This window comes from Castellaniella defragrans 65Phen (assembly GCF_000612685.1).
GTDB classification, from domain to species: Bacteria; Pseudomonadota; Gammaproteobacteria; order Burkholderiales; family Burkholderiaceae_B; genus Castellaniella; species Castellaniella defragrans.
The window spans coordinates 1,614,556-1,641,517 of the sequence record NZ_HG916765.1; the positions used below are offsets into that span (position 1 = coordinate 1,614,556).

Here is a 26,962-nt window from a genome sequence, read left to right on the forward strand (position 1 = left end):
GCTGAACGACGCGCCAAACAACGCAGCGGATCGGCGAAGACAATAGCATACACGTTATGCAGTGCCCAGGTGGCGGAATTGGTAGACGCGCATGGTTCAGGTCCATGTGCCGCAAGGTGTGGAGGTTCGAGTCCTCTCCTGGGCACCACTTCTCTGTTTTGAGAAGTCCAATGTAGTCCGATGTCCTCCGACATCAAAAAGCGAAACCCGCATAGACACTCAGTCTTGCGGGTTTTTTGCTTTCAGCGGGTCCAATGTTGTCCGATTTTTGACCAGTTGAATCTATTGCGTTTGAGTATGCGTTTGAGTACCTTGGAGGATAAGTACTCAAATCAGGCCCCTTTTGGGGACGCAATCATGCCCAGGCTCGCACAGCAGCTGTCAGACGTGGCCATCCGCAAGGCCAAACCCCAAGCCAAGTCCTACACCTTGGCGTCCGGCAAGGGGTTGCATCTTGAAGTCTTGCCCACGGGAGCCAGACAATGGCTGGTCCGATATCGCACCCCAGAAGGAAAACAGCGGACCAAGATCATCGGCATGTACCCGGACATGGGTGTAGCCGATGCCCACAAAGCGGCGGCTGATCTGCATCAGCAGGTCCGCATGGGTGACGCGCCTGTAGGCCTGCATGACCGGATCAAGGCGGCGGCCCAGGCGCTGACCCAGGACCAGATTGAAGAACAGCAGCGTGCCAAGGATGCGAAGGAGCATTCTTTTACCGTGGTGTCAGATGCCTGGCTGGAGTCGCGCAAATCAGAGTGGGCGACGGCGACCTATGACAAGGCGGCGTACATCGTCCGGGACCGCCTGCAGCCGTTCATTGGTGGCCTGGACGTGCGCACCATGGCGAGTAAGGATGTGGTCGAGGTGCTGCGTCAGATGGGTACCGATGCGCCCTCTTTGGCCAAGAAGGCGCGGCAGTATTTGAATGGTGTTGTCGAATACGCCATCCAGCGCGGCATGCGTGGTGACGATCAGGTGCTGCGGCTACGGGGTGTGCTGCCCAAGAATCGCGGCGGACACATTCCGGCGATTACCAAGGTCCAGGGCGTTGGGCCGTTGATGCGTGCCATCTTGGCATACGAAAGTCGTGTGACCCGGGGTGGATTGTTGCTTGCCGCTTACACAGCCTGCCGTCCTGGGGTGGTGGCCTCCGCCGCCTGGTCTGAGATCGACATGGAACGAGCCGAGTGGACGATTCCAGCCGACAAAATGAAGATGGGTGTAGAACACGTTGTCAGCTTGCCACGTCAGGCACTGGCCGTCCTTGAGGAAATGCGCCAGTACGGCGGCGAGACCTATGTGTTCCCTGGAAGTCAGAGCAATGAACACATGCACCGGGATGCGCTTTCCAAGGCGCTGCGCACGATGGGCTTCAAGGGTCAGCATGCCACCCATGGTTTCCGGGCCATGCTGCGGACTGTCGCGCGGGAGCGATACAAGATTGATGTGGACGTGCTAGAAGCCCAGTTGGCGCATGCGAAAAAAGACGAGGTCCAGGCTGCCTATGACCGGGCGCGGTTCGAAGATGAGCGCCGCAAGGTGATGCAGACCTGGGCCGATTTTCTGCATGAGCAGGCAGGACAGAAAACTGTCGTGGAAATGCGGCGGGCTTGATACACGGGTTTTGCATTGATGAAATCGGGGGGGGGGCCGTGCGTTCACAGAACTATCAGGAGCTAAAGGACTGGGTGGGCGATATTCCAGAGCATGGTGATGCACTGGGGTTGCAGGCGACAGTCACGGACACTGGCCGATTGTTGTCAGCACGTTCGGTGGATGACGTGTCGATCATGCTTGATCTGATGGCCAGCACAGCGGAAAAATTGGCGGACGACGGGGCATATAGGCTCCCGCCGCCTGGTCGTGGTTGGGTGCTTCATGGAACAGGGCTGTGGCGCGTCATTTCCGCGACAGTCACCAGAAAGAGGGCACGAGCATTGAAATGCGAGCCTTGGGAGTGTGTTGCAGCGATGGCATTGCATTGTGCGAGACGTGCGAAGCAGGCCTTGCAGCGCGACCCTGTAGGGATAGGGCTGCAGCCACGCATGGCCGGGGAGGATGCGCAAAAGTGGGCGACACATGCTGCATCGTGGTTGCGCCATGCTTGTAGCGAGAAGGATTCTGTCGATGTGGCAGTTGGGCGCAAACACCGGGCGGCACAGAAGCAACGGGCGAAAAATAAAGGCCAGGCGTGGCGGCAAGCAGCCATTAGTCAATGGCATGAGCGGGCACCTGAATTTAAAAACAGCTTGCCGAAGTTCTGCGAGAACATTGCTGACACAGCTTTGAGGTTGGCGTCAGGGGAAGCAGTAAATGTCCCGTCCTATCCGACTGTGTATCGAGCGATGCTGAAGGCTCGAAAAATGGGGGAGATCGATTAGCGGCATTCTGTAGTTTGCCTGGGAACATGCATACGTTGCCAGGTGATGGCATATCTCTGCCTGGGGCTTCCTTCTACGCTTGATCCATCGAAATCCGATACAGGACGATGGACTATGAGCGACACCAAGAACACCCAACTATCGGCATCAGTAGACGCGCTGGTTCTGCTGCCTCAAACTGGCTTTTCTCGCCTTCCGGCAGTACGCCGGTTCGCGGGCAATGCTGCTGGATCAACCATCTATCTTTGGATCAGCCAGGGCAAGTTCCCGCGTGGCGTGAAGTTGTCTCCCAGGGTGACGGTCTGGCGCAATGAAGATCTGCACCGCTGGGCTGCAGATCCTTTGGCCTGGCATGCTGAGCAAGTGGGGGCCTGATCATGCGGACACGAAAAAACCCCCTGATGGGTAGCGGTGTTTCGATGATCGACTACACCAGGCTGGATGCCGCGTTGCGGGCGGGGGGCCTGATCCCTGGTGACATCGAGGCAGGACGGTTGGTCCGCTGCAAGGTGGATGGGGACAGGGGTGGGAAGAAGTCCGGGGCCTACCTGCTATTCGATGATGATCTGCCTACTTGCCTCTGGTGGCATTGGAAAGCTGGAACGTCTGGCGTCTGGGGGAACCTGGATCGACCCTTGACTGATGCTGAACGCAACCGCCAGCGCCAGCGCATCGAGCAGGCGCAGCGGGAACGGCATGCGGAACAATCTGCGCGATGGGCTGATAACCGTGTGAAGTTGGCGCGGCTCTGGGGCAGTGCTCAGACCGTCACCCCTTCGTCTGCTGCGGGCCTGTATCTGGTCAATCGCGGTCTGGCTATTCCAGTGACGGATGCGCTGCGATTTCACCCCAGGTTGGATTACTGGCACGACGGCGCAATGATCGGATCGTACCCGGCCATGCTGGGGGCGGTGACTTCGCCTGCTGGTGACCTAGTGGCGGTTCATCGTACCTACTTGACCGATGACGGCCACAAGGCCCCTGTGCCTGCGGTCAAGAAGCTGACCGAAACCGCTGGTCCGCTGGCAGGCGCATCTATCAAGATCAGTGAGCCTGCACCACGGCCTGATGGTCTGCTGGGGCTGGGGGTAGCGGAAGGCATCGAAACCGCCATGGCGGCCAGCATCCTGTCTGGGGTGCCTGTCTGGTCTTGCGTATCAGCGCATGGCCTGAAATCGTTCAACCCGCCTCCACGGGTACGAAGCCTGTACGTCTTTGGTGACCGTGACGAATCGGGTGTCGGGCAAAAAGCGGCTGCTGCCCTGGCAGGCCGTGCGGCGGCGGCTGGCCTGGTGGCGCGTGTTCTGTTGCCCGATGCGGTGGGCGATTGGGCGGATGAGTTGGTTGCTTGGAGGGCTGCGGTATGAGCGAAGCAGACGTGATCGACATTGAAGCCCGTAGCCCTGCGATGGACGCAGACGCGGCAACGCCAATAGACCCGTTCCCGGCTGAGTATGAGCGGCCCTGTTGGCGCTGCTATGACGACCGGATAGAGCGCTACGGCAAAAAGCTGCCGTCTGGCGTGTATTACCACGGCATTAAAGAGAACGCCGATTCACCCCCGACCATGACCGATGACTGGCATTGTGGCCCCTTGCATGTGGTGGCGCTGACCGCCAATCAGGAGGATGGCGACCACGGGCGGCTGTTGAAGTACCGGAACGTGAACGGCAATTGGAAACGCTGGGCCATGCCCATGCAGATGCTGGCTGGGGATGGTGTCGAAGTGTTGGGGGTGCTGATGGCCGAAGGTCTGGCAATAGACCGCAAGCGTAAGGCGCGGCTGCTGGACTATATCAATGCCCAGTCCCCCAGAGATCGGCTGCGAGCGGCGACCATGACCGGATGGCATGGGGGGGCCTTTGTGCTGCCTGATGAGGTGATCGGCGCTGATGATATTTGGTATCAGGCCACGGAACGCACGGCCCCCTATGGCACGGCTGGCACTCTGGATGGCTGGCGCGATGCGGTGGCGGCCCGTGCGGTGGGCAATCCGCTGCTGACGCTGGGCCTGTCGGCTGCCTTTGCCGGGGTACTGCTGGAGCGCCTGAATATCGACGGGGCGGGCCTGCACCTGTTTGGTGATTCCAGCACCGGCAAGACTTCGATTCTGGCCGCCAGCATATCGGTCTGGGGTGGGCCATCATTCCGGCGCACCTGGCGCACGACATCAAATGGCTTGGAAGGGGCCGCCAAGATGCACACGGGCACCCTGTTGGCACTGGACGAGGTGGGCGAGGTCAACCCCCGCGACCTGTACGAGGCGGCCTATGCCTTGTGCAACGGGCACGGTAAGACGCGGGCCAATGTCCGGGGTGAGGCGCGGCAGGTATCCCGCTGGCGGGTGTTTGTCCTGTCCACCGGCGAAGTCACCATCTCATCCCGGATGGCGGCAGGCGGCTATGAGGCCAAGGCGGGACAGTCTCTGCGGTTGTTGGATGTGCCTGTGGCTGGGGTCTGTGGTGCATGGGACAACTTGCACGGCTTTCCTACGGGTGGCGGCTTATCGGATGCGATCCGCGACGGCGCGGCCCGGCACTACGGCCATGCGGGGCGGGCTTTCGTGCGGGCACTCATTGGTGAGGTGGCCGATGATGATGATCTGTCTACCAGGTTGCAAACCATAGTGGGCGGGTTTGGCGCGGCTGATGGGCAGGAATCGCGGGCTGCCCGAATATTTGGCCTTTGTGCCCTGGCTGGGGAGCTGGCTACCCAGGCAGGGATTGTGCCGTGGGAGATCGGGCAGGCGGCCCAGGCGGCGCTGGATTGTTTCAAGCGATGGCGTGAGCACCGGGGCACCGATGGGCGCAATGCGGAGGATGCTGCGATCCTGCGGGCGGTGGCTGACTTTATTGACAAGCACGGAGATAGCCGGTTTTCTAGCCTGGATGACCATGAGGCCCAGGCTGTCCGGGATCGGGCCGGGTATTGGAAGGATAGCGGCAGCGGTAGGCTATACCTGTTTACGCCTAGTGGATTGAGGGACGCCACAAGGGGGTATGACTTTGGCCGGGTGCTGGATGCGCTGGACAAGGCCGGCGCAATTTCTGGCCGGGATGCAGGCAGGCGATCCAAAAAGGTGCGGGTGGCTGCTAAGGGTTCGGTATCGCTGTATTTCATTGACCCGGAAAAACTGGGTGGGGAGCGTTGATGTGTGCCGTATGCCCATTTTCTAGCGGGAACGCGGGGAACACAGGGAACATCGTTTATTCATGCGGGTTTCGGGCGTTCTCTATGTACCGGATGGTGAAGGAACACGGGGAACAAATAGCGATTTTGTTCGCTCTGTTCCCACGGTGTCTTGGCATGGGGGATCGCTGGAAAGCCTTTATTTATGCGGTTGTTCCCCCTGTTCCCTCTATTCCCCCAGAAAAACATAGGGGTGGGGGAAGAATCAGGGGAGTGCGGTGATGGCACAGAATATTCTGGCGGGGTTGGATGCCTGGCTCTCGACGTGGCCGGGGGCGGGTGGCAACCTGAAAAAACCTGAAACTGTGGTGGAGCCTGATGTAGACCAAGTTGCCGCCAATGATCCGAAGCCTGCCTCGGAAAACATGACTTTTCATGACCGTGCGGTGGGAGATACCCGGGCTATACCGGCGACGGTTGCCGCAGCATCACTACCGGCCCAGGAAAATGAATGGCGTCCCCTGGCTGATGTGTACTACCGACACCATTTTGGCTGTTTGCGCTGCATGGCAGCGGGCCAGAACCCTCACCTTGACCGCTGTATCACAGGCCATCCTCTGTGGGCGGCATATCGCGCAGCTTTCCGGCAGAGCAAGCGGCCTGTTGGACACCGGGTTGTTAACACAGGGGTTTGTGATGGCGAAAAATGAACAGGTTGCCCGTCGATTGTCCGTGTACCAGGATCGCCTGATTTCGGCTGGGTTCAAGCGGATCAGTGCGTATGTGTCAGCCGATCTGGTTGCGCTCCTTCAACGGCAGAAAGTGAAGGGTGAATGCACTGGGCGGACATTGGAAAGGCTGCTGCTTGGTAGCGCTGCTGTTCGCCCGACGTATTACACCGAAGCGGAATCGGAGGCGAGGGCTGCACGCCAGCAGGAGTGGGCGGGAAGGCCGATGACGTCCAGTCGGCAGACGAAAGCCGAACGGCGTGCAGCCCGGAAAGCCGAGTATGAACGATTGAGGCGCGAGGTGATGGAGCGGCTGGGGCTCCGTTACGATGTTGATAAAAGCTGATTTTGAAAGCAGTACGCGCGTGTGTGCGCGCGATGGTGAAATCGTGTTACGGCGATGGTGGTTGGCGTGTCCTGATATGCTTGAGTGCAGTATCAGGTAAGGGTGTGACAGGATCTATTATTACTGCGGCATTTTATTTGTATGAGTTCAGACCTGATCTGATGAAAAATATTCGATTGATCAGGTTGGAAACTTTCCAAAGTGGGAATGCGTTGCTGAGAAACAAGCGGACCAGCAGATTTCAACCGAATAGCCTACTAGTAGGCCCATATCGCAGTGTGGCACGTTATCTTTTCTGGCGCGATTAGCTGCTTGCCATTAAACTTGACTCTAGCCCTTAGACTCTCACTAATTTCATTATGACGCTACATGCAGCTTCGCTCGACTGGGCGGTTGATTTTGTGCAAATTCACTCAGATGGGGATCTTTTCCCAAAGGTACTCGAAGTTGAAGCAGTGGCTGCGGAAAAAGCTCACTTTGTGAATCAAGTTGCGGGAGCTGACCTTAGTTCCTTCCCGCCGGGCAGTTGTCGCCGATTTATCGTCCCAAAGGATGAGGTTTCATATCGACAAGCAACTCAGCTCGATCCTCAAGATTCAATCATTCTATCTGCACTGGTCTTCCAGTTTGGCCAGCAAATAGAAGCCCTTCGACTACCTGAGACGAGAGTTTTCAGCTACCGATTCAGTCCTTCGCTGTCTGATGGTTTGTACAGCAGCAAGACGGCATGGAACAATTTTTGGACCACGGCGGCGACGCATGCAACCAGATATTCAAATATTCTGTACTGCGACATTGCGGATTTTTATAATCAAATATATCACCACACAGTAGAGAATCAGCTAATAGCTGCTGGTTTGCCAAATCAAGCCGTAAAATGGATTGTCGGCTTGCTGGAATCAACAACTGCAGGTGTTTCTCGTGGTGTTCCAGTTGGGCCGCATCCAATACACTTGATAGCTGAAGCCACATTGGTTCCGATTGATAATAGTCTTATAACTGCTGGGGTTAAGTTCGTAAGATATGCCGATGACATAATTGTTTTTTGCAGATCGGAGCGTGAGGCCAGAGCGGCACTTTCAACTATCGCCACGGTACTAGACAAACAGCAGCGGCTAACGCTTCAACGTCATAAGACAAAATTCTATAGCTCGATCGAGTTCCGCCACTTGTGTGCGCAGATGATTGAAGATCGGCCAATTAACTCTGATGAAAATTCGCTTCTTGCGCTTATCAAAAAATACTCTGGTGGAGATCCATACAAGACAATATCATTCTCGCAAGTTTCGGCAGCCGACTGGGGTGCAATTTCTCCTGAATCCATTCGAAATGTTATCGAGGAGTACATTGCGGCGGATCCTGTAGACTACATTCGTCTGCGTTGGTTCTATCGACGATTGGCACAAATTGGCCATCCGGGTGCTATAGAAGTCTCGCTCGAGTGTCTTGATGTGCTTGGACCGTGTTTTGCCAATATATGCTTCTATCTGGCATCTGTCCAATCTGTTCCCCCAAAGGATTGGAGACGTGTGGGCACAAAGCTCCTCCAGCTACTTCGCACTCCTGAGGTGAAGGCCAGTGAATATTTTAGACTTCTTGTCTTGAGCCTATTTAATCGGCCCTGAATTATAAATAACTCATTGATTTTATTGTAAAATAAAGCCACTCCAGACTATCAAATCCCCCAAAAACAGCCCGCTGGGGCTCATTTTCTGGGAGATTGCCCCGAAACCGCATGAGTCAGATTGACGATTTTTTCCGCAGCCGCCTGGACCAGATGATTGATCTGCGTAAACCCCTGGCGGTGCTTGCCACGCATATTCCTTGGCAGGAACTGGAGGCGGCTGTCGCACACCGTTTTGCGCGTCAGGTGCGCACCGGCCGGCAGGTTGAGGATATTGATCTGTTTGGCCCGACGATGGCCGTGGTAGGGGCCGGCCATTCAAACGCGGGGCGTCCCCGGCTGCCGATGCGGCTGATGATTTCGCTGCTGTATCTGAAGCACACCTTCAACGAGAGCGATGAAGGCGTCTGCGAACGCTGGAGCGATGCACCCACCTGGCAGTATTTTTCGGGGCAGGAGTATTTCGAGAATCGCCTGCCGTGCGATCCCAGCGCCATCAGCCGATTCCGGGGGCTGTTGGGTGAGGAAGGCGTCGAAGAGCTGCTGGTGCAGACTTTGGTGGTGGCCATCAAGCTGGGGCTGATCGAGCGCACGGCGATGCAGTCGGTGATAGTGGACAGCACCGTGCAAGCCAAGGCGGTGGCGCATCCCACCGACAGCCGTTTGCTGGAGGTGGCGCGCCAGAAGATCGCCTGCGCGGCCAAGGCGCACGGCATTGCGTTAAAGCAGAGCTACGCCAAGGAAGGCCGGGAGCTGGCCAGGAAAGCGGGCCGCTATGCGCATGCCAAGCAGTATCGGCGCATGCATAAGACGATCAAGCGCCAGCGCACGATTCTGGGCCGTCTGGCGCGTGACATTGAGCGCAACAAGACAGTGCTGGCGCAGAGCATCCAGGACGCCTTGGACCCGTTATTGGCTCGCGCACATAAGATCGCGGCTCAGAGCCGTCGGGGCGCGAAGGTGAAGGGAAAAGACAAGGTCTACAGCTGGCACGCCGATGAGGTGGAGTGCATCAGCAAGGGCAAGGCCCGTACGCCCTATGAGTTTGGAGTGAAGGTGGGCATTGTCACCACCTTGAAGGGGAATCTGATCGTGGGAGCACGCAGCTTCCCTGGCAATCCGTACGATGGCCACACACTGGCCGAGCAGTTGGAGCAGTCCCGCATCCTGATGGAGGCGGTGGACGTGGCTCCGCAGACCGTCTACACGGATCTGGGCTATCGAGGCGTTGATGCCGAGATCCCGGAATATAGCCTTAAACACCGAGGCAAATTCAAACGTCTCACCGACCAGGAGCGCCGAATGCTTAAACGGCGCCAGGCGGTGGAGCCGGTCATTGGGCATCTGAAAAGCGATCATGGAATGAATCGCTGTCATTTGAAAGGCCAAACGGGTGATGCGATCCATGCGGTGTTGTGCGCGGCAGGCTTCAATATCAAGTGGCTGCTGCGCATGATTGCCCGCAAGGGCATCGGCCCTTTATTTTTGTGCCGATTTATTGCGTGGATTGGTCGTCAGATTCAACGCCTGATGCCCATGATGGGCTCAAGAGGCGATTGGGTTGATCCGGTGGGCTGCCTGCCCTATCGAAATCCGTGGCCTCGGATCGCCGGAAATTCGGCCTGAAACAGGACAAATGAATTTTTCAGGGACGACTATTTACTAAGAACGAACACATTAACCATTTTTCCAGGTTGCGCAACATGTTCCAATCCTCTGATGCCTTTGTCAGACGGGAGGTGATTTTGGCGGCGAGAATGAATGAAGCGCTGGATTGGGTTCGCGAGCTGAAGGAAAATTATCCGTCAATGGATCCATGGCAACAGAAGGCGATGTTGTTCTCTATAGCAGGTCTGGCTAAGGATGAGAGGAGATACTTCCTTGGCCGACAGTCCATCGAGAGACCATTTGAAAAAACACTAGCTAAATGGGCTAGGAATGTCTAATAAAATTACCCTTTTATATCGCTACTTGTGATGCGGCCATGTTCTTTGCCGTCGAAATTGATTCTGTTATCCGGAGGTCAGGTTGTAAAAATAGGTCGTCAGTTCATCTTTGCGCAGCGTTTCTCAGTAAGCGTTGGGAACACGTTCCCGAAACGTTTGATCACCTATCTGCCGCATCTGGTGTCTATACATTGTGTACCCTCGAGTGTTTATTGAACGGTGACGGCCATTACTGATCGAGATAGATGGCTTCTAGCAGCATGCGCGTCAGTTTGTAGACTCCAGGGCGTTTGCTCTCTCGTGGGCCTGCGACATTCAGGATGCTGACGGTATGGGTGCGTAGCCACTCAATAACGTGCGGCGCAACGGATTCTGGGGTGTCGATGTCAAGCTGGGCGAGGAAGTAGGGGTGTTTCAGCTTTTGTGCAAATACCTGTGTAGCCAGCGTCCCACCGTCAAGCGTTCCGATATTGACGATTAATGTTCCATCACTGTCGCGCACATTTCGTTTGTTCCGCTGCCGGTATCCTCCGTCGGCCAATTCTGAGAGTTGGTATTTCAACGGAATAGGGCCGTCTTCGGCCTCGCGGCCACGCGGTGCCCAGCCACCGTGCGAGTAGCCGTGCTCAATGGCAAAGTCCAGGGCGGCGCGATCTGCGCCCGTCTGACCACCAGATATGATTTGCCGGATAAGTTGGTGTGCGGCGTCATTGATCTGGTTCATCGCTTTCGTAGCCCATGGAGTGAAGGTACTTCGTGACGGACTCATTGTCTTCGTCTAATGCCGCTTGCAGTAGAAGTCCTCTTAGGTAGGCGATCACCGTGTCATAGTCCAACGGCACGTTTTCCGAGCCATTTTCATCCGTATGATGGTCGTAGAGCCAGTCAAATCCTGCCTCAGTTTGGCTCCACAGCGCCAGAACAGCGGCGTGGTCTAGACGGTTCACATTAGCTGTCAAAATTTCGTCGATCGTCTCTACATAGGCTGACCAGTAGAACGATTTCTCGCTTCGCTGTTGAACGCAAATTTCGTCCCAAAGATTGCCCAGTAACGAATCATCACCGGACAACATGGAGTCCATCGTCATCTGACGTAGATGGCGCTTTGAGCGGGCAACAATCACTTGTTCAGTGCGACTAGCGAACTGTCGGATGATGTATTTTTCGACTCGCATCTTTTGTGCTTTTTATCCCTATCGTGCGAAACATCTACCATGCCACATTTCATAGCCCGAGAAGCGATTGATAGGCAGTACATCGACGTCTAGGCGGACCGTAATCTACATCGGCCTTTGCCTGTTTGCTCTTGATGGGTCAGGGAACTATCTAGGTCGTGTGTGTATCCCGATTGAGAATAGAACGAATCCGACTATGGTAAGCCCGAGGAATAGCCAAGGTGAGTCTGTCAAAAAGAAGGCTGCGATGGCAGTGGCGGGGAAGCCTGCATTCGCGATGATGACCAAGATCATCGCGATTGTGCGATTCCAGAAGATCGCTGGGTGGTTGGCGCGTGGGGAAAAAATATAGCGTTTTCCGACCCAGCGGTAGACCGTGAGAAAGAAAATCTGGAGAGCTGCCAGTAGAAGAAAATTCCCCGCCATTTCGGCCTCTTCGCTGTCAGTTCCGACGATCTTCGATGACGGTGGTGGGGGCTGGTTCGTAATGTGGGCGGTGCAGGCCTGGATCGTTTTCGTTCAGGCATTGGAAGGTCGCAGTGTACGTGTAGAACGGCCGATCAAAGTCAGATGATGTACCTGTAACCAGGACCTCTTTGCCTTGCTTCTCGCAATAGCTATTGGCTTGGCTGAGCGCATTGCTTTCTGCCGCAGGCGCACCACCAGCCATGTTGTGTTTTGAGGCTGACACTCGATACGTGTCTGGCCCCATCTTTAGCACACTGCCTGTCGTCCCACAGCCTTGGACGCTGAGGATCAATACGGCACAAAGGCACAGTTTTCGTACCAGCATAGGTTTCCTTTAAATGAGATTTATACGCAGTAGAGTGAAAATGCAGTAGTCCGTCAGTCAGAAAATTAGATATGCCTCTGTGGTAGGAAAAATTCACCGTGCCATACCTGACGGATGAAATAAAAGGTGGGCACTGCCATCGCAAGCCACATCAATACGCTGACAATCAATCCATAGGTTGGAGACATCAGTGTCCCGATAGCACTCAGGGCCAGGTAGCCAAGGAACGCCAAGCTGAATACGGTGGCCACAGTCTTGGCATGTGCATGGGGGAAGACTTTGGCGTTTAGTGAAAAGGTGCCGATTGCCGCTCCGCCAGACGAGATGGCTAATTTCACCAATACAGAGTAGACGCTGGGGTTTTTCGGGTCTTCAGTAGCGAAACGGTTTCCGATGTCCAAGATCGGGCTTGCCAGCGAGTCGAATAGGCCCCAGATCACCGGAATGATGAATATCAGTGCGCCATAGATGGCGACAGAGCCGATGCAGGCAAGCATTGTGTGCAGCAGGCTGAATCCTTGGGGTTGGTTAGAGGCCATAGCCTGATGAGATTTATAAACAGTAGAGTTACATACTGTAGTATAAAAGGCAGTAGTCCGCCACTCTGCAAAGATGAGCGGGAACACTATCACCACCCCTGTGACGGCACGGACCAGGATCGCCATGAATCTGAAGCGATTGCGAACGGAGCGCGGCCTGAGCCAGGAGCGCATGGCGGAATTGGCGGATTTCCACCGGACCTACGTATCGCACAGCTTGAGCGGTGCGTGACGAACATCAGTATTGATGGGCTGGAGCGCATCGCTCATGCTTTGGGAGTGGATGTGGTCGAATTGCTGGTGCTGCCTGACATGACGCTTGAAGGCCAGCCGTCGCAGTGACATGACCGGGCCTGCGGGTAAGGAATAGTCAGTTCCTGTCCGGTACAGTTGACGTTGGCCGTTCAGGCTGCAGGGCAGTCATGGCTGGGTGTGGTGGAATCGCGACAGGCATCCTGTGGATAACTCCAAGCCTGCATTTTTGAGTATCTGTTTGAGTATCCATGGCGATTTAAATCATGGAAACCCGCATGAACACTGACTGTTCGCTGCCTCTCCTGGCACCACTTCTTGGTTTCAAGAAGTCCAATGCAGTCCGATGTCCTCCGGCATCGAAAAGCGAAACCCGCATAGACGCTCAGTCTTGCGGGTTTTTTGCTTTGTGCGGGTCCGATAGCGTCCGATATTTGTCCAATACCGTGACGCGCTTTCCGGGGAGGGCTGGACAGGGCGGGGGCAGACGCCTGCTGATGGACTAGTTCACTGTCTCGGTAGCGTGCGATACCTTGATCAATCGCGTCATGGGCATCACAGTCGCCATGCTCGTGAGAATGATGCCCTCGGTCTCTGCTGCTTTGGGATCATTCCGATCTTCGATGATGACCCTGAATTTGATGTTCGGCTGCGCACCGGCGATGTCGACCATCTTCTTAAGAGCGCTACCGACCGAGATTGGATGAGGATTGATGGCGATGACCGCTTCGCCTTCTATCATGAAGTCAAGCGCGTACTCCGTCTTCGACATGCCTGTGAAATGCGGGGCCGTTGTCACCCGGTCCCGACCTTTCCACGCAATGAGGTGCATGGCGACGTCTTCGACAAATAGACTGATGTCCGGGCTCGTGCCTTCGCTTTCCCGTTCCCGCTGCGCGACAGCGAGAAGGCCGCTGATGTACTTGGCGAACGCGGCTTTGGAGTCACCCTCGTTCGCCCAGATTTCGATTACGTTTTGCTCATTCAACGTAAGGCCGAAAGGCTCAATCGCATTTCTGATGAACCGAGTGTTCATCTTCCCCTCGTCGTCTCCGAGCCCTCTGCCCAAAAAATGAAAGACGGTCTCGTTGTCGTCGAAGAACCGAATTTGCTGGCCGGACCGTTCGATGAACACGGGCAGGCCTTCACCATCATTGAAGGTGAAAGCCGTTTCGATGAGGGCCAGGCTGCCGTTCTCGTTGAGAGAGTGGCAAGCGTAGCCTAGAAGCTCTGGTAGGTGTTGGCACGTCATGATGGCCTCAGCCGGAAGTCGAGAGGGCTTCCAAGGTCGGGACGAAATTCTATATTAGTCTGCTGGACGAATCGCGCCAAGACCTCATCGAAGCCCCAGGCCGCCCACGCTGCGTCTCCGGGTTCGCGGTGTCGCCCAATGTGCTCGTGCGGCACCTGATGCTGGTCTTTCAGGACCCGGGGCAACACCTTGATTTCGAGCTGGTAAACGCGACCGTCGAGGGGCCTGCGGCGCATAACGGAAAACTTGTAATGTGTGATCTTGGTCTTCTGGGAGACCTTCACGAACATTTCCACATAAAGATTCGTTCTCGCGCCGTCCCCATCAAGCAGCCCACAAGAAACCTTATAGGCTTCTGGCGATGCCTTCGTAGTCGCCCATTCGCCGTAGTCCTCACAGGTATAGCGCGCTGCAAGAAGGGCGCGGGCCTCATCCTCAGGGACATCGTTTAGGTTCAATCAGCGCTCCATGTTCGTCTCTGCAACCCAACCCCACAGCAGAAGGCGCGGCCATCCGTCCCATGCCTCGGATGGATCCTTTTGGGATCTTGTTGAGAGCACAGCCTGTCCGCTGCTACCGGTGGCGGTTTCTCCAACAGGATGTAACTTGCGCCGTCATGATACAGCGCAGGTGGTCGCAGTAAGAAGGCATGCTTCCGTCCTCTGGCCGCTATTACGTCAGCGAGCGCCCCGAGGTTGCATGACTCTCTTAACGTCAGTGAGCACCCGGGAGTTAGCCCGAAGATTTCTTCAGCAAACCTGCTGAAGCGATTTTTGGGTGCGCAGGCTGCCCCGGCGATGAAGCGGTAGGGATCAGCGGTGTGTGGAGCAATTTTTCAGTGCCGCGGACGCAATTCCCCCTACCCCCGTTGCGTTATAACGTGCCGGGGACAGCACTTTTTCAGCGTTACGGAGCCATGGCGCGGGCGGCGTGCGCGTAGACATGGCGCAGCGGATGATGCGAGGCCAGCAGGATGCGAACGCGCCGGGTATTGCGCACGATGGCCGCACCGATTTTCAGTAGACGTACCCGGATCGTCGCGGCGCTGGCACGCTCCAGTTCAGTCCCCCGCAGGGCCGTTTCGCGCAGGCGCTGCATGAGCGTATAGGCCAGGGCAGCCAGCAACAGCCGGAACTGGTTGGCGGCGAACCGGTGGCAACTGGCGCGTGTGCCGAACAGATCGAGCTGCGCCTCCTTGATGCGGTTCTCGGCTTCGCCCCGAGCGCAGTACAGCTGCTCGTACAGCTGCATGGCATCGCCGTCCCGGATATTGGTGACCACGAAGCGCGGGTTCACGCCCTGGGCGCCGTATTCCAGGCGGGTCAGCACCCGCCGGGGGCGGTTCCACGAGCCGGCCGCGTAGGAGAACTCACTGACCAGCGCCAACTATGAAGCGGGCGTAAAGGGCGCTTACTACGGCGGCCGGCTCAATCTCGCTTTTTCCGTGTTCCGCATCGAGGAAACGAACCGCGCCGTCCAGGTGACGCCCACCGTGATCGACGGCTGCTGCCATGCCGCCAGCGGCAGGGTTCGCAGCCAGGGTTTCGAGGTGGAGGTTTCCGGGGAAGTGCTGCCTGGCTGGCAACTGGCGGCAGGCTACACCTTCAATACGGCCAGGTATCTGCGCGACGCGACCTATGAAGGACAGCCCTTTCGCAGCATCGCGCCAAAGCATCTGCTGCGGCTATGGACTTCGTACCAGTTGCCCGGACACTGGAGCGCCTGGAACATCGGCGGCGGCGTCGACGTGCAAAGTGGCACCTACAGCCAGGGGGGAAATCCGGGCGTGCGCGTCGAGCAGGGCGGATATGCCGTTGCCGGCCTGCGTGCGGGCTACCGGATCGACAGGACATGGTCCTTGGGGCTGAACGTCAACAATCTGTTCGATAGAAGGTATTACTCCCGCCTCGGCTCGGCAGGTGCGTTCGGCCCGGCGAATTTCGGGAACGTGTACGGCGAGCCGCGCAACGTCACGCTCACTCTGAGGGCGAAGTTGTGAGCGGACCCCGGGTCATGCGGGGGCGCCGGGGCGGGGATGGGCCGGCGCGCGGCGCCATTCCCGCAAGAAGCATCCCGGCGGCGGGCGGTCGGTAGAAATGGCGTGGCGGCGCCGGCTCTGGCTGCGGATCCATCTGTGGGGGGCGTTGACCCTCGGGCTCGTGTTCGCGCTGCTCGGCTTGAGCGGATCGATGCTGGTATTGCGTGCTCCCCTCTTGCAATGGGAGGTGGGCAGCGCCGCGATACGCCTGAAGACCGCGCCCGAGGCCGATACGCCCTACGCGTCCCAGGAGGCCTGGAAAGCCGCCGCGCGGGACGCCTACCCTCAGTTCGAGCGCATCATGGGCGCAGCGCGGCCGCGCGCCGGGTTTCTGACCTCGGACAATGCGATCGTCTTCGGCGCCGTGCATGGGCGCCGGGCCATGGGGGTTGCCATGATCGACCCATATACGGCGCAACCGCGGGCGTTCTTCATTTATGACGACCTGCTGCTTGCCAGGATCGTGGCGCTGCACCGGTCGCTTTTCTTGCCGCGGCCCGTCGCCGGCCCCGTGCTGGCGGTTTGCGGCCTGGTGCTCCTGGTCTCGATGGCCACCGGTGCATGGCTGTGGTGGCCGCGCGGACCGGCCGCAGGCCGATGGCGGCGCGGGCTGACGATGAGGCGCCAGAGCCGGGGCCTGCGGCGCTGCCGGGAACTGCACGACATCACGGCGGGCTACCTTTTCTTTCCCCTGCTGGTGCTGGCGCTGACCGGAACCTGGCTGGCACGGCCGGAATGGTTTGCATGGCTCGATCCGGACGGATCGCTCAAGCCCATGGCGTCCGCGCTGCACGCGCGATTGATGCTGGGCCTGGCCGGCGAGGCCATCGCATTCGTTGCCGGCCTCGCGCTGCCTGTCCTCTACGTCTCGGGGCTGCTCATGTGGTGGAAGAAGAAGCGCCGCGGGCCGTAGGAGCGAAGCGCCGGGGCCTGCGCGCGTGGGTCCGGCCGCCTTCCCGCCTTCATCGGGGGCTTTTCCTTGGGCGGCAGCTTGACCTCGTCTTCATCGGGCCGAGGCACGTCGTCGGGCTTCGGTTCGGGTACGGTGGGCTCGGGGGGCTCGTTGGTGTGAGCGGTCATGGCATCTCCTTGCGATCGCCGCGTGGCGCCTGGGCGGAGCAATTTGCATACCCGGCACGGGCTGTGGCCGCAAGGAAGATGCGACAGGCCGCCGGGTGTCGGATCAAACCCCGACCACGGCACAGTGCGTGCCTCTGACTTCCAGGAGGCGCCCGAAAGAGGCCGTCACTGATACCTTCGTGGAATGTGGTCCGCCCACGTCTTTTCCCGGACCAGGCCGCCGTTCTGCCGCAGGGTCTTGGTGAAGGTGATGTGGAAATAGGTGGCATCCGACTCGATCCGCGCCAGGGTCGAGAGGTCTATTTCATTGCCCGAAATGGTGAACACGTTTCTGCGCTCGCCCTGGAAACGGGCATTGGCGGGCGCGTCGTCATTGACGTCCCACTGATACCGCTCCGCGGAGCGGTACGTGTCGCCGCGAAGAGTCCAGGCAATGTCGCTGGCGGTGGTGAATGTCGAGTCGCCGGTTCGTTCATTGCGGATGCTCTGGAAGACCGGGCCGTTGTTTTTCAGCTCTTTGCCGAATGGGGCCCGGTCGCTGGGTTCCGGCGCAGGCAGCACGCAGGAGGGGCTGGTTTCGTTTTCCGTGGGCACCACCGGCAGATCGAGCCAGGTATCGGCGCCGGGGAAAAGAGCGGTGGAGCCGGGCGTCGGGCTGGGCCAGATCATGGGGAACTGCGCGTTGGAGACGGCCAGGCGGATGCGGTGCCCCGGGTTGAAGCGCCATGTGGTGAAATGGATCGGCGTGGACAGCGTCGTCGGTTCGCCCGGTATCAGTGCTTCGGGCTCGAGCCGCGAAAAGCGTTGGGAAGGATTGATGGCGGCGCCGCTGATCAGGGACACTTGACCGTCCGGGGCCACATCCTCCAGGCGCACCGTCCATTGGTAGAACGGGGCATCCGCGGCGACGCGCAAGCGCACTTGCGGTGTGCCCATGATTTCCAGCGCCTCGGCCAAAGGGGCGGAATCGTAGACCAGGCTGTGGGCGTCGTCCGCGGCCATGTCGCCCGTCTGTTCCCCCCACCATCCGCCGGCGGCCATCCCGGCGCCCGCGCGGTAGCGCAGCCTATCGACACCGCCTTGCGCGGAAGGGGCGTCGCCCAGTTGCCGCTTCGTTTGCGGGTAGAGGCGCCGGGTGGAGCTGCCGTCCACGGGCCATTGGCCGTCGCAACGCCAGTAGCCCGGGAGGGTGGCCAGATCGGTGGCAGGCGCGTGCCCGGTGCGCATGAATGCCATCCGGCCGGGTTCGTCCAGGATCCCGTTGTCGATGCCTTTGAGCCAGTGATCCCACCAGCGCAGCGCCTTTGCCCGCCATTCGTAGTTGGGGCCGGGCACCCCGTATTCGGGCCAGGCATGATTCCAGGGCCCGATTTCGGCGATGACCGGTGCCTTGGCGGTTTCGCTGACTTCGGTCACGAAATCGCGGTAGCCGTCGAGCAGCCCGCCAATCAGATAGACCGGAACTTCCAGCGGTGTTTTGAATTTGAGCGATTCTTTGCGCCAGAAATCGCCGTCCTGCTGCTGGCGCAGCCAGGTGAATATCCAGGGCTCGCGGTCGAAGCGGTTGCGGAAATATTCTTCGTCGATGCGGTAGCCGGGGCTCTGCGGCATCGAGTTGTCGGTGTCGATCTGATGCGCATAGACGTCGATGTGCAAGGCGCCGTCGATATAGTGGACGTCGTTGTAAAACAGGTCCGTCGATCCGTGCGCCGCGATGATGGCCTTGAGCGCGGGCGGTTTTCTGTGGGCCGTCATCAGCGAGTTGAAGGCGCTCCACGAAATGCCGTACATGCCCACATTGCCATTCGACCAGTTCTTCCTGGAGAGTTGCGCAACGAGTTCTTCGGCATCGGAAATCTCGGCTTCGGAATATTCGCTGACCGGGATGCCGCCCCCGCTGCCGCCGGTGCCTCGCACATCGACCCGGGCGACGACGTAGCCGCGCTTGGCGAAATAGGCGCCATATTCGTAATCGCCCAGCGTGAAAAAGTCGTCCTTGCGATAGGGCACCTTTTCCATGATGACCGGGAATGTCTCCCCGGGTTGTTTGGCGACTGGGCGGTAGTAGGTCACCGCCAGGTGCACGCCATCCTTCATTTCAAGCGTGTCGTCCTCCACGAAAAATTCGTAGTACGCAGTCGTCTCCGAGGGCGCGGTGTCGCCGTGGCAACCCAATAAACCGCTGCTCAGGAAAAGGCAGGCCGCCAGTTTTTTCAGGATGGCGAAGTCCCATCGCATCGGTGTCCCCTGTTCTTCGCTTCTTTTGTGCGGTTTTCGGCCGTCGGTCCGTCGGTCCGATCGCGCATGGTAGCAAAAATCCCATCCGGCCGGCTTTCGAGGCGGTTCCCGGTGGCGGTGCCGCGCGAAGGAGTACCATCGCAAGTCTGGCGGCCGGTCCGGCGACCGGCTCGCAGGCGAAGCATTCAGAGGACCTATGAACGACTCCACACAGCAACAGATCGCCCTGGTGACCGGGGCTTCCGCGGGCTTCGGCCGCGCGATCTGCGAACGTTTCCTGCGCGACGGCTATCGGGTGATCGCCGCCGCGCGCCGGATGGAACCCCTGCGGGAACTGCAGCGGCAGTACGGCGAGGCGGTGCTGCCGGTGGTCCTGGACGTCCGCGACGAGCAGGCGATCGCCGCCATGCGGGCATCCCTGCCGGAACACTGGCGCGACGTCGACGTGCTGGTCAACAATGCCGGCCTGGCCCTCGGGACCGAGAAGGCCCAGGAAGCCGTCCTGCGCGACTGGCGGACGATGATCGACACCAACGTCACCGGCCTGGCGCTGATGACGCATGCCTTCCTGCCGGGCATGGTGGCCAGGAAGCGCGGGCTGGTCGTCAACATCGGCTCGGTGGCCGGCAAATATCCCTATCCGGGCGGCAACGTCTATGGCGCCACCAAGGCCTTCGTGGCGCAGTTCAGCCGCAACCTGCGCGCCGACCTCGCGGGCACGGGGGTGCGGGTGACGGACGTGCAGCCCGGGCTGTGCGGCGACACCGAGTTTTCCCTGACCCGCTACCGGGGCGACCGGCGGAAGGCGGATTCGGTCTACGACGGCGCCCATCCGCTGGGGCCGGACGACATCGCCGAGACGGTCGCCTGGGTGGCCTCGCTGCCGCCGCGCGTCAATGTCAACGCGATCGAGGTCATGCCGACTTCGCAGTCGTTCTCCGCGCTGACCATCACGCGGGACTCCTGACCGGGGCGGCGGCGGGGCGGCGCTCCGGCTCCGGGCGGGCGCGGTCCCGCCAGGGCCGCCGGTCCGGCGGGCGCGGCCTTCCGCATCGCCCACCGCCGGGTGACCCCTTGATACATCCTGCATGCCCTGTGCTATCCTGGATTCCTCCTCGATGCGCCGGCCGGGATCAGGCCCGCGCATCCGACGGCAACCAGGGGAGGATCGGGGTGCGACGCTTGGTGACGAACGAAGGTTCCCGCGTCCGGCGATGGGCGATGTGCATGCGCAGGCTGCTGCCGGCCATGTTCGCGGTGTGCGCGTTCGGGACGGCGGCCGCGGCGGATCGCACCCTCAGCTACTTCCCCGTCGGCCCCATCTACGAATACCGCTGGAAAGTCCTCGAACTGGCGCTGGACCACGTCCGGCGGGACGAGGGCGTGGCGTTCGGGCTGCGGCCCTTCGCCGAGGACGTGACGCAGAACCGGGCCGTCAGCCTGCTGCAGGACGGTGTGATCGATGTCATCGCGCTGGGCACCAACGACGAGCGCGAAGCCCGGATGCTGCCCATCAAGATCGACATTTCCCGGGGGATCGTCGGCTACCGGGTCTTCCTGATTTCGGCGTCCGACCAGGCGCGGATCGCGCGGATGGACGACGAGGCGTTCAGAAAGAGCCTGACCTTCGGCCTGAACAGCCAATGGGCCGACGTGCCCGTCATGCGGGCCAACGGCTACACGGTGCTGACTTCCACGGATTACGAGAGCCTGTTCGGCATGCTGGCCGCGCACCGCTTCGACGCGCTGCCCCGGGGGATCGGCGAGGCGGCGGTCGAACTCGCCGCCCGGCAGGAAGCCTATCCCCAGCTGACCATCGAGCGGACCCGCGCCCTGTTCTTCCCGTATCCCATCTATTTCTGGGTGAACCGCCAGGACGCGCAGCTGGCCGCCCGGATCGAGCGGGGCCTGCGGGCGGCCCTGGCCGACGGGTCCCTGCGCACGCTGTTCGAGGCCCATCACGCCGCGATGATCGAGGAACTGGGCCGTAGCCACCGCCGGGTCGTCCGGCTGGACAATCCCCTGCTGCCGCCCGGGTCGGCGGAAATCGATACGCGATGGTGGTGGCGTTGACGCGCGGGGAGTCCGGGGTGAAGGCGCAATCGACCCTGTCCAGGCGCTTGCTGCGGTTCATGCTGCCCTGGTATCTCCTGGCGACCGTCGGCATGGTGGTGGTGCAGCTGGCCGTCCAGTATGTCGGCATCAGCCGGGCGATCGCCGAGGACCTGGACTCGCTGGGCCGCACCATCGAGCCCGCCGCGACCAATGCCGTCTGGGAAATCGACCGGGACCAGATGCTCAAGGCGCTCGACGGGGCGCGGCAGAACGCGATCGTCTCCGGCGCGCGCATCGAATCGCCGGAGGGCGCCCTCCTGGCCGACAGCGGCTGGCCGCGCGAATCCGCCGATGCGCCCGAGCCGGTGTTCTTCGTGCACGGGCAGTCGGCCGCCACGCCGCTGCGCCACGCCACGGCGGGCGGCGAGCTGCAGCTGCTCGGCGTGCTGCGGCTGCATGCGGCGCCCTCGGTGATCTGGGACCGGCTCAAGTACGGCTTCGCGGTGGCGCTGCTCAATTCGGTGGTGCTCAGCGGCGTGCTGTGGCTGCTGTTCGTCTGGACGATCCGCTACCGCCTGTCGAACACGCTGGCGGCCGTCGTGTCCGCGGTGAAGAACTGGCGCTTCGGCACTGACGACACCGCGGCCGAGCCGCTGTCCTATCCGTATTCCGACGAGCTGGGCGAGCTGGTGGACGCCTTCCGCGAGAGCCGCCTGCGCCTGTCGGCCTCGATGCGCGAGCTCGATGCGCTGAACCACGACCTGGAATCCATCGTCTCGGCGCGGACCCGGGAATTGCAGCGGGCCAAGGAGACCGCCGAATCCGCCACGCGCGTGAAATCCGACTTCCTGGCCACCATGAGCCACGAGATCCGCACGCCGATGAACGCCATCCTGGGGATGCTGTACCTGGTTCTCAAGGAAGACATGCCGGCCAGCGCGCGCGGCCGGCTGGTCAAGGCCCAGGGCGCCGCGCAGTCGCTGCTGGGCATCATCAACGACATCCTGGATTTTTCCAAGCTCGAAGCCGGCAAGCTCGCCATCGAGCAGGTCGAATTCGACCTGGAACTGGTGCTGGAGCGGCTGGTGGACGCCGTCGGCCTGCAGGCCGACGCCAAGGGCATCGAGCTGCTGATCCGGCACGATCCGGCCATTCCGACCCTGCTGGTGGGCGACCCCCTGCGCCTGGGCCAGGTGCTGCTCAACCTGTGCGGCAACGCCGTCAAGTTCACCGAGCAGGGCGAGGTCGAGCTGGCCCTGCATTGCCTGGAGCGGGACGAGGAGGGCGTCAGGATCCAGGTCTGCGTGCGCGACACCGGCATCGGCATGGAGCCGGGCCAGATCCACGAACTGTTCCAGAAATTCACCCAGGCCGACCAGTCCACGACGCGCCGCTACGGCGGGACGGGCCTGGGCCTGGCGATCTGCCGCAGCCTGGCGGACCTGATGGGCGGGCACCTGTGGGTGGAATCCTCCGCGCCGGGGCACGGCACGACGATCTGCTTCACCGCCAGGCTGGCCGTGGCGCGGCAGGCCCAGGCCCGGCAGCGCGAACTGCTGGAGCGGGCCGGACCCCGGCTGCAGGGCTGGCGCGTGCTGGTGGTGGACGACAATCCGGTATCGCTGGAAATCCTGTCCGACATGCTGATGTTCTTCCAGGTCGACGTGAGCACCGCCAGCCATGGCGCGCAGGCGCTGACCATGCTCCGGCAGGCCGGCGGCCAGCCGTACGACCTGGTGCTGATGGATTGGCGCATGCCCGGCATGCACGGCGACGAGGCCGCCCGGCGCATCCGCGCCGATCCCTGCATCGCGCACCAGCCGAAGATCGTCATGGTCACCGCCTACGGCAGCGAGGACGTGATGCGCCGGGCGAACCAGGCCGGCATGGACGGCTTCCTGATCAAGCCGGTGTCCCCGTCCTCGCTGCTGGACACGATGCTGACCGTGCTGGGGCGCGGCACGCTGCCGGACGCGGGCGCCGGGGCGCCCGGGCCGGGGCGCGGGCGGGGCGCGCCGGCCTGGCCGGCGCCCGGATCCTGCTGGTCGAGGACAACGACATCAACCGCGAATTCGCGGTGGAGCTGCTGCGCGGCGAGGGCGTGGCGGTGGACGAGGCGGTCAACGGGCAGGAGGCGGTCGAGCGGATCCAGCGCAAGCACTACGATGCCGTGCTGATGGACATCCAGATGCCGGTCATGGACGGCCTGCAGGCGGCCCGCCGCATCCGCCGCCTGGGCCAGGCGCCGGGCGGCGCGCGGTTCGCCGAGCTGCCGATCATCGCCATGACGGCGCTGGCCATGGCCTCCGACGCGCAGGCCAGCCAGGACGCCGGCATGAACGACCACATCGCCAAGCCGATCGACCCCGACCACCTGCTGGCGACGATCTCCCGCTGGATGAAGGCCCCCGGCCTCCCGGTTCCCGGCGCCGAGCCGGGCGGGACGCCCGCCGGGCCGGGCGGGCATGGGGGCGAGCATGCGGGCGGGCCGCCGCGCCTGCCCGCGGACCTGCTGGCCCTCGGGCACCTCGACGCGGCCGACGGCGTGCGCCGCATCGGCGGCCGGCCCGCGCCCTACCGCAAGCAGCTGCGCCGCTTCCGCGCGCAGTACGGCGGCGCCATCGAGACATTGCGGGAACTGCTGGCGCAGGAGAACACGGCGGCGGCCGAGGCGCATTGCCATGCCCTGAAGGGCGTGGCCGGCAATCTCGGCGCGCGCGCGCTGTTCGCCCACGTGTCCGAGATCGACGCGCTGCTCAAGCAGGACCAGGTGCCCGACGCCGCGCAGCTGGACGCGGCCGAAACGCTCCTGCGCGGCGTGCTGGCGGACATCGATTCGCTGGCGGACGAGGCGCCGCCGCCGGCGCCCGCCGTGCCGCCGACGCCCGCCGCGCTGCGCGCCCTGGTCGAGCGCCTGCGGCGGGCGCTCGGCACCGACCTGGGGGCCGTCGAGCCGCTGCTCGACGAGCTGGACCGGGGCGCGGCCGGCACGCCCCTGCAGCCGGCCGTGCGCGAGATCGCCGCGCGCATCGACCGCTTCGAGCTCGATGCCGCGCTGGCCCTGCTGGCATCCCTGCCCATTCCCCCGGAGGACGCCCCGTGATCCCGAACCCTCCCGCGGCCGGATCGCCCGCCCGCGCCGGCGGGCGCCCCCGGCTGCTGATCGTCGACGACGCGTCCGTGAACCTGCACACGCTGGTCGGCATGTTCCGCGACGAATACGCCATCTCCGCCGCCACCAGCGGCGGCAAGGCCCTGGAACTGGCGCGGCGCGAGCCGCGGCCCGACCTGATCCTGCTCGACATCCAGATGCCGGACATGGACGGCTACGAGGTGCTGGCGGCCCTGAAGCAGGACGCGGCGACGGCGGACATCCCGGTCATCTTCGTGACCGCCCTGGCCGAGGCGGCGGACGCGGCGCGCGGCCTGCTGATGGGGGCGGCGGACTACGTCACCAAGCCCATCAATCCGGAACTGTTCCGGGTGCGGGTCAGGAACCAGCTCGAGCTCAGGCGCTACCGCCGCATGCCGGCGGCGTTCGACCTCGCGCTGCAGGCGGCCGGCGCGCCGCTGCCGACGCTGCTGGTGGTGGACGACGTGCCCGAGAACATCCACGAGCTGCTGGCCGCCCTGCGCGACGAATTCCGCATCCTGGTGGCCGGCGACGGCGCCCGGGCGCTGGAGATCGTGCAGGGGCCGGCGCCGCCCGACCTGGTCCTGCTCGACGTGGTGATGCCGGGGATGGACGGCTACGAAGTCTGCCGGCGCATCAAGTCCACGCCGGCCGGCCAGCGCATCCCGGTGATGTTCGTCACCGTGATCGACGACACGCGCGACAAGGTGCGCGGCTTCGCCCTGGGGGCGGCCGACTACGTGACCAAGCCCTTCGACATCGAGGAGGTGCGCGCGCGGGTGCGGGCCCATCTCGAACTCGCGCGCCTGCGCCGCTTCCTGGAGGACCTGGTGGCGCAGCGCACCGCCCTGCTGCGCGTGAGCGAGGAAAAATACCGCATCCTGGCGCACCGCGACCCGCTGACCGGACTGCCCAACCGGGTGCTGTTCGCGGAACTGCTGGCCCACTCCATCCAGATGGCCCAGCACGCCGCCATGCGCTTCGCCCTGCTGTGCCTGGACCTGGACAAGTTCGCCGCCATCAACGAGACCCTGGGGCACGGGCCCGGCGACCGGGTGCTGGTCGAGGTGGCGCAGCGGCTGCGCGGCCTGCTGCCCGAGCGCGACGCCCTGGCGCGGGTCGGCGGCGACGAGTTCTACGTCATCCTGGACCGCGACCAGGGCGAACGGGGCGTGGCCCTGGCGGGCCAGGGCATGCTCGACGCCCTGGCGGCGCCCTTCGTCCTGGACGGCCAGGCGATCTACGTGAGCGCGAGCATCGGCGTGGCGCTCTATCCCGAGGACGGCGCGACGGCCGACGAACTGCTCAGCCGGGTGGACGCGACGCTGCACCAGGCCAAGGCGGACGGGCGCGGCAGCCTGCGCTTCTTCTCGCCGGAGATCATGCTGCGCGCCCGGGAGCGCCTGTCGCTGGAGGCCGAGATGCGCCGCGCGCTGGAGCGCGGCGAGTTCCGCGTGCACTACCAGCCGCAGCTGCACCTGTACGAGCGCGCGGTGACGGGGCTGGAGGCGCTGGTGCGCTGGCAGCACCCCGAGCGCGGCCTGATCGCGCCGGGCGCGTTCATCGCCCTGGCCGAGGAAAGCGGCCTGATCGTGCCGCTGGGCAACTGGGTCCTGCGCGAGGTCGGCCGCCAGATGCGCGCCTGGCTCGACGAGGGCCGGGCGCCGGGCTACGTCGCCGTGAACCTGTCCGCGCTGCAGCTGGGCAGCGAGGGCTTCGTCGATTCGGTGCAGGCCGTGCTGCGGGAAAACGGGCTGGCGCCCGGCCGGCTGGAACTCGAAATCACCGAGAGCTGCCTGATGGCCGACCGCAGCCGCGCCATCGCCACCCTGGAGACGCTGCGCGGCCTGGGCGTGCGCCTGTCGATCGACGACTTCGGCACGGGCTATTCCTCCATGTCCTATCTCCAGCACCTCCGGGTGCACCGGCTGAAGATCGACATGTCGTTCGTCCGCGACCTGGAGACCAATCCCGGCAACGTGTCCATCGTCACGGCGATCATCGCGCTGGGCCACAGCCTGGAGCTGGACATCGTCGCCGAGGGGGTCGAGACCCCCGAGCAGCTGGCCCGCCTGCAGCGCCTGGGCTGCGACCTGATCCAGGGCTATCTGATCGGCCGGCCGGTGCCCGCCGCCGAGGCGCTGGACCTGCGCTTCGCGCCCGGCCATCCCCTGGCCGGGCTGCTGTCCGTCTGAAGCCGCGGGCGGCGCCGCTGCGCGGCCAGGCGAACCGGCGAGGCGGTCCGGCCCC

The 26,962-nt window shown here is 61.9% G+C and carries 26 protein-coding genes, 1 tRNA gene and 1 pseudogene; 19 read left to right on the forward strand and 9 right to left on the reverse strand.

Annotated elements, in window-relative coordinates:
* The first annotated feature begins 63 nt into the window (after positions 1-63).
* The 11 genes from BN940_RS07330 (at position 64) to BN940_RS18910 (ending at position 10,157) form a co-directional block, all read left to right on the forward strand.
* A tRNA-Leu gene (locus BN940_RS07330) sits at positions 64-148 on the forward strand.
* A gap of 209 nt (positions 149-357) precedes the next feature.
* Positions 358-1,617, forward strand: coding sequence for a tyrosine-type recombinase/integrase (locus BN940_RS07335; RefSeq protein ID WP_043686250.1), 1,260 nt, complete (start codon positions 358-360; stop codon positions 1,615-1,617).
* Positions 1,618-1,655: 38 nt separating this feature from the next.
* Positions 1,656-2,384: a hypothetical protein gene (locus BN940_RS18900; RefSeq protein WP_148304910.1), complete on the forward strand. Its 729-nt coding sequence runs from the start codon at positions 1,656-1,658 to the stop codon at positions 2,382-2,384.
* A gap of 114 nt (positions 2,385-2,498) precedes the next feature.
* Positions 2,499-2,759, forward strand: a complete 261-nt coding sequence (locus BN940_RS18415; RefSeq protein ID WP_158386247.1) for a helix-turn-helix transcriptional regulator — start codon at positions 2,499-2,501, stop codon at positions 2,757-2,759.
* 44 nt (positions 2,760-2,803) lie between these two features.
* Positions 2,804-3,751 carry a DUF7146 domain-containing protein gene (locus BN940_RS18420; protein ID WP_158386249.1) on the forward strand — a complete coding sequence of 316 codons (948 nt, stop codon included), beginning with the start codon at positions 2,804-2,806 and terminating at the stop codon, positions 3,749-3,751.
* Positions 3,748-5,535: a DUF927 domain-containing protein gene (locus tag BN940_RS07340; RefSeq protein ID WP_052355679.1), complete on the forward strand. Its 1,788-nt coding sequence runs from the start codon at positions 3,748-3,750 to the stop codon at positions 5,533-5,535. The genes BN940_RS18420 and BN940_RS07340 overlap by 4 nt, the downstream gene beginning before the upstream one ends.
* 259 nt (positions 5,536-5,794) lie before the next feature.
* Positions 5,795-6,223, forward strand: a complete 429-nt coding sequence (locus tag BN940_RS18905) for a hypothetical protein (RefSeq protein ID WP_148304911.1) — start codon at positions 5,795-5,797, stop codon at positions 6,221-6,223.
* On the forward strand, positions 6,210-6,587 hold the full coding sequence (locus tag BN940_RS19435) for a hypothetical protein (RefSeq protein WP_193786172.1): 378 nt from the start codon (positions 6,210-6,212) through the stop codon (positions 6,585-6,587). Before BN940_RS18905 ends, BN940_RS19435 begins: the two co-directional genes overlap by 14 nt.
* Before the next feature lie 359 nt (positions 6,588-6,946).
* A complete protein-coding gene (locus BN940_RS18430) occupies positions 6,947-8,212 on the forward strand; it encodes an RNA-directed DNA polymerase (RefSeq protein ID WP_084330562.1) in 1,266 nt (421 codons plus the stop codon).
* Between the two features lie 110 nt (positions 8,213-8,322).
* The gene (locus tag BN940_RS07345; protein WP_148304855.1) at positions 8,323-9,837 is read left to right on the forward strand and encodes an IS5 family transposase; all 1,515 of its coding nucleotides are present in this window, start codon (positions 8,323-8,325) and stop codon (positions 9,835-9,837) included.
* Between the two features lie 77 nt (positions 9,838-9,914).
* The gene (locus BN940_RS18910) at positions 9,915-10,157 is read left to right on the forward strand and encodes a hypothetical protein (protein WP_148304912.1); all 243 of its coding nucleotides are present in this window, start codon (positions 9,915-9,917) and stop codon (positions 10,155-10,157) included.
* A 229-nt stretch (positions 10,158-10,386) separates the two neighbouring features.
* On the opposite strand, the gene BN940_RS18435 is transcribed toward BN940_RS18910, so the two are convergent.
* From BN940_RS18435 to BN940_RS07350, 4 genes are all read right to left on the reverse strand, one after another.
* Entirely contained in the window at positions 10,387-10,881 is a 495-nt protein-coding gene (locus BN940_RS18435) for a putative molybdenum carrier protein (RefSeq protein WP_084330563.1), read from the reverse strand.
* The gene (locus BN940_RS18915) at positions 10,865-11,332 is read right to left on the reverse strand and encodes a hypothetical protein (protein ID WP_148304913.1); all 468 of its coding nucleotides are present in this window, start codon (positions 11,330-11,332) and stop codon (positions 10,865-10,867) included. Before BN940_RS18915 ends, BN940_RS18435 begins: the two co-directional genes overlap by 17 nt.
* 442 nt (positions 11,333-11,774) lie before the next feature.
* Positions 11,775-12,125, reverse strand: coding sequence for a hypothetical protein (locus tag BN940_RS18920; RefSeq protein WP_148304914.1), 351 nt, complete (start codon positions 12,123-12,125; stop codon positions 11,775-11,777).
* A gap of 65 nt (positions 12,126-12,190) precedes the next feature.
* A complete protein-coding gene (locus BN940_RS07350) occupies positions 12,191-12,790 on the reverse strand; it encodes a hypothetical protein (protein ID WP_162177833.1) in 600 nt (199 codons plus the stop codon).
* On the opposite strand from BN940_RS07350, the gene BN940_RS20235 reads away from it, so the two are divergent.
* Positions 12,789-12,896: a helix-turn-helix domain-containing protein gene (locus tag BN940_RS20235; protein ID WP_338075605.1), complete on the forward strand. Its 108-nt coding sequence runs from the start codon at positions 12,789-12,791 to the stop codon at positions 12,894-12,896. The genes BN940_RS07350 and BN940_RS20235 overlap by 2 nt on opposite strands.
* A gap of 522 nt (positions 12,897-13,418) precedes the next feature.
* Here BN940_RS20235 and BN940_RS07360 read toward each other — a convergent pair.
* The 3 genes and pseudogenes from BN940_RS07360 to BN940_RS07370 all read right to left on the reverse strand — a co-directional run.
* The gene (locus tag BN940_RS07360) at positions 13,419-14,168 is read right to left on the reverse strand and encodes a DUF1828 domain-containing protein (protein WP_043681641.1); all 750 of its coding nucleotides are present in this window, start codon (positions 14,166-14,168) and stop codon (positions 13,419-13,421) included.
* Positions 14,165-14,626, reverse strand: a complete 462-nt coding sequence (locus tag BN940_RS18925; RefSeq protein ID WP_148304916.1) for a hypothetical protein — start codon at positions 14,624-14,626, stop codon at positions 14,165-14,167. Before BN940_RS18925 ends, BN940_RS07360 begins: the two co-directional genes overlap by 4 nt.
* A 448-nt stretch (positions 14,627-15,074) precedes the next feature.
* Positions 15,075-15,548, reverse strand: a pseudogene (locus BN940_RS07370) (transposase); the annotation flags it as partial.
* On the opposite strand from BN940_RS07370, the gene BN940_RS07375 reads away from it, so the two are divergent.
* Positions 15,541-16,167: a TonB-dependent siderophore receptor gene (locus BN940_RS07375; RefSeq protein WP_084330564.1), complete on the forward strand. Its 627-nt coding sequence runs from the start codon at positions 15,541-15,543 to the stop codon at positions 16,165-16,167. The pseudogene BN940_RS07370 and the gene BN940_RS07375 overlap by 8 nt on opposite strands.
* Positions 16,168-16,264: 97 nt before the next feature.
* Complete coding sequence (locus BN940_RS07380) at positions 16,265-17,119, forward strand: PepSY-associated TM helix domain-containing protein (RefSeq protein WP_043681649.1); 855 nt, start codon at positions 16,265-16,267, stop codon at positions 17,117-17,119.
* Here BN940_RS07380 and BN940_RS18930 read toward each other — a convergent pair.
* Together BN940_RS18930 and BN940_RS07385 are read right to left on the reverse strand one after the other, a co-directional pair.
* A complete protein-coding gene (locus BN940_RS18930) occupies positions 17,068-17,286 on the reverse strand; it encodes a hypothetical protein (protein WP_148304917.1) in 219 nt (72 codons plus the stop codon). The two genes, BN940_RS07380 and BN940_RS18930, sit on opposite strands and share 52 nt — an antisense overlap.
* Positions 17,287-17,451: 165 nt before the next feature.
* Entirely contained in the window at positions 17,452-19,524 is a 2,073-nt protein-coding gene (locus tag BN940_RS07385) for a CocE/NonD family hydrolase (protein WP_043681652.1), read from the reverse strand.
* 196 nt (positions 19,525-19,720) lie between these two features.
* Between BN940_RS07385 and BN940_RS07390 the strand changes: the two genes are divergently transcribed.
* From BN940_RS07390 to BN940_RS07405, 5 genes are all read left to right on the forward strand, one after another.
* On the forward strand, positions 19,721-20,491 hold the full coding sequence (locus BN940_RS07390) for an SDR family NAD(P)-dependent oxidoreductase (RefSeq protein WP_043681655.1): 771 nt from the start codon (positions 19,721-19,723) through the stop codon (positions 20,489-20,491).
* Between the two features lie 260 nt (positions 20,492-20,751).
* The gene (locus BN940_RS07395) at positions 20,752-21,597 is read left to right on the forward strand and encodes a substrate-binding periplasmic protein (RefSeq protein ID WP_043686259.1); all 846 of its coding nucleotides are present in this window, start codon (positions 20,752-20,754) and stop codon (positions 21,595-21,597) included.
* Entirely contained in the window at positions 21,582-23,756 is a 2,175-nt protein-coding gene (locus BN940_RS07400; RefSeq protein WP_198408295.1) for a hybrid sensor histidine kinase/response regulator, read from the forward strand. Before BN940_RS07395 ends, BN940_RS07400 begins: the two co-directional genes overlap by 16 nt.
* Entirely contained in the window at positions 23,657-24,682 is a 1,026-nt protein-coding gene (locus BN940_RS19500; protein ID WP_198408296.1) for a response regulator, read from the forward strand. Before BN940_RS07400 ends, BN940_RS19500 begins: the two co-directional genes overlap by 100 nt.
* Positions 24,679-26,907, forward strand: a complete 2,229-nt coding sequence (locus BN940_RS07405) for a two-component system response regulator (protein WP_242404286.1) — start codon at positions 24,679-24,681, stop codon at positions 26,905-26,907. The genes BN940_RS19500 and BN940_RS07405 overlap by 4 nt, the downstream gene beginning before the upstream one ends.
* The last annotated feature ends 55 nt before the right edge of the window (positions 26,908-26,962 follow it).